The 5,502-nt window shown below is 46.1% G+C and carries 7 protein-coding genes; 4 read left to right on the top strand and 3 right to left on the bottom strand.

Annotation, left to right across the window (positions count from 1 at the left end; translation table 11 throughout):
* Positions 1 to 187 precede the first annotated feature (187 nt).
* Both L3V37_RS23590 and purE read right to left on the bottom strand, forming a co-directional pair.
* Positions 188 to 1,321, bottom strand: a complete 1,134-nt coding sequence (locus L3V37_RS23590; protein ID WP_054579450.1) for a 5-(carboxyamino)imidazole ribonucleotide synthase — start codon at positions 1,319 to 1,321, stop codon at positions 188 to 190.
* Positions 1,322 to 1,325: 4 nt separating this feature from the next.
* Positions 1,326 to 1,811 carry a 5-(carboxyamino)imidazole ribonucleotide mutase gene (gene purE / locus L3V37_RS23585; RefSeq protein WP_005379082.1) on the bottom strand — a complete coding sequence of 162 codons (486 nt, stop codon included), beginning with the start codon at positions 1,809 to 1,811 and terminating at the stop codon, positions 1,326 to 1,328.
* Between the two features lie 199 nt (positions 1,812 to 2,010).
* On the opposite strand from purE, the gene L3V37_RS23580 reads away from it, so the two are divergent.
* The 4 genes from L3V37_RS23580 to L3V37_RS23565 all read left to right on the top strand — a co-directional run bounded on the left by L3V37_RS23580 (position 2,011) and on the right by L3V37_RS23565 (position 4,735).
* Positions 2,011 to 2,568 carry an L-threonylcarbamoyladenylate synthase gene (locus tag L3V37_RS23580; protein ID WP_005379084.1) on the top strand — a complete coding sequence of 186 codons (558 nt, stop codon included), beginning with the start codon at positions 2,011 to 2,013 and terminating at the stop codon, positions 2,566 to 2,568.
* A 47-nt stretch (positions 2,569 to 2,615) separates the two neighbouring features.
* A complete protein-coding gene (hemF, locus tag L3V37_RS23575; protein ID WP_237307298.1) occupies positions 2,616 to 3,533 on the top strand; it encodes an oxygen-dependent coproporphyrinogen oxidase in 918 nt (305 codons plus the stop codon).
* Between the two features lie 101 nt (positions 3,534 to 3,634).
* Positions 3,635 to 4,468 (top strand): shikimate dehydrogenase, encoded by an 834-nt coding sequence (gene aroE / locus L3V37_RS23570; RefSeq protein ID WP_213900051.1) that lies wholly within the window; start codon positions 3,635 to 3,637, stop codon positions 4,466 to 4,468.
* Positions 4,469 to 4,471: 3 nt separating this feature from the next.
* Entirely contained in the window at positions 4,472 to 4,735 is a 264-nt protein-coding gene (locus L3V37_RS23565; RefSeq protein ID WP_005379090.1) for a DUF1488 domain-containing protein, read from the top strand.
* 7 nt (positions 4,736 to 4,742) lie between these two features.
* Here the strand turns inward: L3V37_RS23565 and L3V37_RS23560 are convergent, their stop codons facing one another.
* The gene (locus tag L3V37_RS23560) at positions 4,743 to 5,291 is read right to left on the bottom strand and encodes a gamma carbonic anhydrase family protein (protein ID WP_005379096.1); all 549 of its coding nucleotides are present in this window, start codon (positions 5,289 to 5,291) and stop codon (positions 4,743 to 4,745) included.
* Positions 5,292 to 5,502: the final 211 nt, after the last annotated feature.

Below are 5,502 nucleotides of genomic sequence, written 5' to 3'. Positions count from 1 at the left end.
TCAACCTCATCAACTACAGTGAGTTTAAAAGCGAGGGAGTAATCGCGCTGAGTTCTTTTAGTTGTTGATTTCATAACACTCTCCAATTTTGGGTGTGGAAAGTGTCAACCTTATTTAGGACGGAACACAAAGGAATTAAAAAGGGTCGCATCGTGCGACCCTTTTTTTATTTTTTTGCTGCCAAACGTTAGTGTTGAGGCTGTTTAGCGAACGCTTGCACGGCTGGGAAAGCTATTGGGTCTAAGATGTCTGCCAGAGCGCACAACCTACGGTGCAATTCTCCTGGGTAGTCGCCACACACGTTGATGTGTCCCATCTTGCGACCTGCACGTTTCTCTTTGCCATACCAATGAAGGTGGCAACCATCCATTAATAACAATGCTTCTGGTAGTGTGTCTTCACCAAGAATATTAATCATCGAGGTTTCACGAACCAATTTCGTACTGCCTAATGGTAAGCCGCACACTGCGCGCAGATGGTTTTCAAACTGACACGTTTCTGCACCTTGCTGTGTCCAGTGACCAGAGTTGTGCACGCGTGGAGCAATCTCATTCACTAAAAGTGCCCCATCGACATCAAAGAACTCAAGCGCTAATACGCCAACGTAATCTAGGCTATCTGCGACTGCCGTGAACATTTGCTTTGCTTGTTCCTGTAACCCTGGCGCATCAATCGCAGTAGAAAGACTCAATACACCGTTGGTGTGGACGTTCTCTGCCAGAGGATACACTTCCACACTGCCATCTTTGCTTCGAGCACCAACCAGTGATACTTCGCGGTTAAAAGGAACAAACTCTTCAGCAACAATCGCTTGAGTTGGTGTTGCCGCGATGCACTCTGCCATCTCAGTCCAAATGTCGTCGACTTGAGAAGCTTCTTTTAAGCGCCATTGGCCTTTACCATCGTAACCACCTAATGCACTTTTCAGAACCATTGGCATACCAACGTGTTCAATTGCGCGCTCAAAGTCTTCACGAGTTTCAATGACGTAGTATTTCGCGTTGCGCACGCCGGCATCATCAAGCAGTGCTTTTTCAATACGGCGATCACCACCTGCTTTGATGGCTTGCGTACTTGGTAGGAACTTGCCGCTCGCTTCGCAAACTTTGAGCACGTCATGTGGAATATGCTCGAACTCGGCAGTAATCACATCAACTTGCGTAATCGCATTTTCCAAGCCATGGCCAAGTACCTGTTGAGTTAAAGGGTGAACGACATCACCGCTGCTGACATCGTAAGCTGAAATTTGAATATTCAGTGGCGCACCAGCCAGAGACATCATACGAGCCAACTGACCCGCACCAAGAACCAGTACATGCATCTGATTAATCCTCTGCAGGGTTTGGATTTGCGAGAACTGTTTCCGTTTGCTCATTACGGAATGCTTCTACCTTCGCCATGATGTTTTCATCATGAGTGCCTAGGATTTGCGCTGCTAGGATACCGGCGTTTGCTGCGCCCGCTTCGCCAATCGCCAATGTACCAACCGCAATTCCCTTTGGCATCTGTACAATAGAAAGCAATGAATCCATACCTTTCAGTGCACGAGACTGAACGGGAACCCCAAGCACTGGCAAACTAGTAAACGCCGCCGCCATACCTGGTAGGTGGGCTGCACCACCTGCGCCTGCGATGATAACTTTGATGCCGCGTTCTTTTGCGCCACTGGCGTAGTCAGCCAGTAATTGAGGAGTTCGGTGTGCTGACACTACTTTTGTTTCGTAAGGCACGCCAAATTGGTCTAGCATGTCCGCTGCTAGTTTCATGGTTGGCCAATCGGATTTAGAACCCATGATGATACCGACTTTCATCTCAAACTCCTTTAAGCTGCAAAAATTAGGTGAGCTATAAATTTGTGCGCATTATACGGGGATTTTTATCTCAAGCAAACGTTTGCGTCTTGTTGTTGGCGCTATTGATACATTTTATAAAAAAATTGCTTTAGTGTCTGAGAATGAATATTTGTACACTTAGTGAAAACAACACAGTCAAACAAATAGGAAGTAATCGGTGGATAACTTTGAACAAGTGCTCAACGCACTCAAGCAAGGCGAAGTGATTGCCTATCCAACAGAAGGGGTTTTTGGTGTCGGATGTGATCCAGATAACCCAGAAGCAATTCAAAAGCTATTAGAGCTCAAGCAGCGTCCGGTAGAAAAAGGGCTGATTCTCATCGCGGCAAGTTATGATCAGCTCTTGCCTTATATTGATGAATCTCAGTTGACTGAAGAACAATTACAGACTGTTCATGCCACTTGGCCAGGCCCATACACCTGGATCATGCCAGCGAGCGATAAAGTATCCAACTGGGTTTCAGGGCAGTTTGATTCAATTGCGGTTCGTGTGACTGATCATCCTTTGGTGCAAAAAATGTGTAATGCATTCGGAAAGCCGTTAACCTCTACCAGCGCGAATCTTTCCGGCTTACCACCGTGTATGACCACGGAAGAAGTCGAAGAGCAGTTGGGTGATAAGCTGGTCGCCATTCTTCGTGGCGAGACCAGCGGTCGTGATAAACCCAGCGAGATTCGTGACGCCAAAACTTCACAAATATTAAGACAGGGTTAACCCTGCTAGCCAGCCATCATTAGGTTTCACGTAATAGGTAATAACGTATGTCAGCGATCGATAAGCACGCCGTAAAGCAGTTCTTGATGTCACTTCAGGACTCCATTTGTCAGCAGTTAGAACAAGAAGATGGAAAGGCCGTCTTTGTCGAGGATGCATGGCAACGTGAAAAAGGAGAGCGTCTGGGTGGCGGTGGTCGCTCACGTGTTTTGCGTGATGGCCTTGTTTTCGAGCAGGGAGGCGTGAACTTCTCGCATGTGGAAGGGAAAGAAATGCCAGCATCTGCGACAGCGCATCGCCCAGAGCTAGCGGGTCGTCGTTTTGAAGCGATGGGTGTTTCTTTGGTTATTCACCCTAAAAACCCTTATGTACCGACTTCACACGCCAATGTCCGCTTCTTTATTGCAGAAAAAGATGGCGAAGACCCAATTTGGTGGTTTGGTGGTGGTTTTGACCTAACGCCGTTCTACCCATTTGAAGAAGATTGCCAATCATGGCACGACACTGCAAAACAGCTTTGTGTACCATTTGGTGACGATGTTTACCAAGAGCATAAGGCATGGTGTGACAAATATTTCTTCCTACCACATCGTAATGAAACTCGCGGTGTTGGCGGTTTGTTCTTTGATGATCTAAACCAGTGGGAATTTGATAAGTGTTTTGCTTACATCAAAGCAGTCGGTGAAGGCTATTGCCAGGCTTATTTGCCGATCGTTTCTCGTCGTAAAGAGATCGATTATGGTGAGCGTGAGCGTGAATTCCAACTATATCGTCGCGGCCGTTACGTAGAGTTCAACTTAGTGTATGACCGTGGCACCTTATTTGGTTTACAAAGTGGTGGGCGTACTGAGTCGATTCTGATGTCAATGCCGCCGCTCGCTCGCTGGGAGTACTGCTACGAGCCAGAAGCGGGATCGCCAGAAGCTGAACTTTACGAGCGATACCTAACGCCACGAGAGTGGTAAGCACGGAATCTCCTTTTCTATATAGATAGATAGTGATAGGGTCATCTGTAATCAGGTGGCCCTGTTTTCTCTATATCTAAGTAAGGAACAAAGGTAAGGAAATGACCCAGCAAATCGATCGCTATGCCGTGTTTGGTAATCCTATCGGACACAGTAAGTCGCCATTCATTCACACCTTGTTTGCTCGTCAAACTAATCAATCTTTGGTGTACACCGCAGAAAGTGCACCTGTTGATGGTTTTATTGACGCGGCGAAGGTGTTTTTTGCTGAAGGTGGCAAGGGGTGCAACATTACCATGCCATTTAAAGAAGACGCTTATCAATTTGCTAGCCGTCTGACTGAGCGTGCTCAATTGGCGGGCGCAGTGAACACTCTCAAGAAGTTAGATGATGGTGAAATCATTGGTGACAACACCGATGGTGCAGGTCTAGTGCAAGATCTGCTTCAGCATCAGGTTGTATTGGAAGGCGCGCGAATCCTAATTATTGGCGCTGGTGGTGCCGCTCGTGGTGTTATTAAGCCACTACTCGATCAAAAGCCGACCTCTTTAACCATTACCAACCGTACCTTTAGTAAAGCACAGGAGCTTGCAGAGCTGTTTGTCTCTCACGGTCCTATCCTCGCCAAAGAGATGGCAAGTATTGATGAAGAGTATGATGTCATCATTAACTCCACATCCGCTTCTCTTAGTGGTGAACTGCCGACTATTTCATCCTCCATCTTTGCCGCTAACAGTACAAGCTATGACATGATTTATGGCAAAGGGGTGACGAGCTTTAACTTATGGGCAAAAGAGAATGGTGCCGCTCATGCGTATGACGGTCTTGGAATGTTAGTTGGGCAGGCTGCGGAAAGCTTTATGCTCTGGCGTGGCTTACGTCCTGGTGCCAAACAAGTTCTCAGAGAACTAAGAAAGAACCTTGAAGGTCAATAAGCGATGAATCAATCCATCTTATTCCCAGATATTCAATCATGGGATGAAGTATCACAATCGGTAAACTTTTCGGCGCAACAATCAGGCGCACTAATAGAGTGCTTTGTGACGAAACAAAAGCTAGAAAAGCTCAGTGGTTCACTGATTGAAACTGAGCAAGCGGCAATTAAAGTGTTTACTGATTACCGATTCGACCTAGAAGAAATGGCTGAAGAGCTAATAGAAGATGAAGCCTTCAACGAAGAAGGCCATATCATTATCGGTTAACAGGGCTTTAGTTCAAGTCTTTTACTTCATTTAAGTAGTCGTTTTTGTTCTGCACATAGTTGTTGGCAGACTTTTGCAAGAAAGCTCGTTCTTTTTCTGATAGAGGGCGAGCTTGTTTTACTGGGCTTCCAACATATAAGTAGCCACTTTCTAATACTTTCCCAGGTGGCACTAAACTGCCTGCTCCGATCATCACCTCTGACTCAATTACAACAGCATCTAAAACAATAGCTCCCATACCAACCAAAACACGATCGTGGATCTCACAACCGTGCAGCATCACTTTGTGGCCAATCGTAACGTCATTACCAATAATCAATGGGTAGCCGTTTGGGTTTTCGGCGTTCTTATGGGTGACATGCAAAACACTGCCATCTTGAATATTCGTTCGATCACCAATGTGAATGTGGTTTACATCGCCTCGCGCTGCTACCAATGGCCAAATGCTAGAATCATCGCCAATTCGGATATCACCGACTAAAACAGAGGTTGGGTCAACGTAAACACGCTCACCAAGTTCAGGCTTTATACCTTTGTAGCTTCTCATTGAGCTCATCTTTTTTCCTTATTCAGGGCGATTACAGGGTGTATGGAGGTAGAATAGTAGTGAAAACTCGCCTTTTAGAATAAAAAACACCCAAACGATAAAAAAATCAAAAAAAACGAGAAAAAGGGCTTGCCAATGTGATCGCAATCTCTATAATGCCTCCTCGCTGACACGGCAACGCTTCGAAGCTTAAGTTTCGAAAGTAAGAAGCCAAGTTAGC

It is taken from the genome of Vibrio sp. D54 (genome assembly GCF_021728075.1).
Taxonomy (GTDB): Bacteria; Pseudomonadota; Gammaproteobacteria; order Enterobacterales; family Vibrionaceae; genus Vibrio; species Vibrio alginolyticus.
This window is presented reverse-complemented; position numbering and strand designations above follow the sequence as displayed.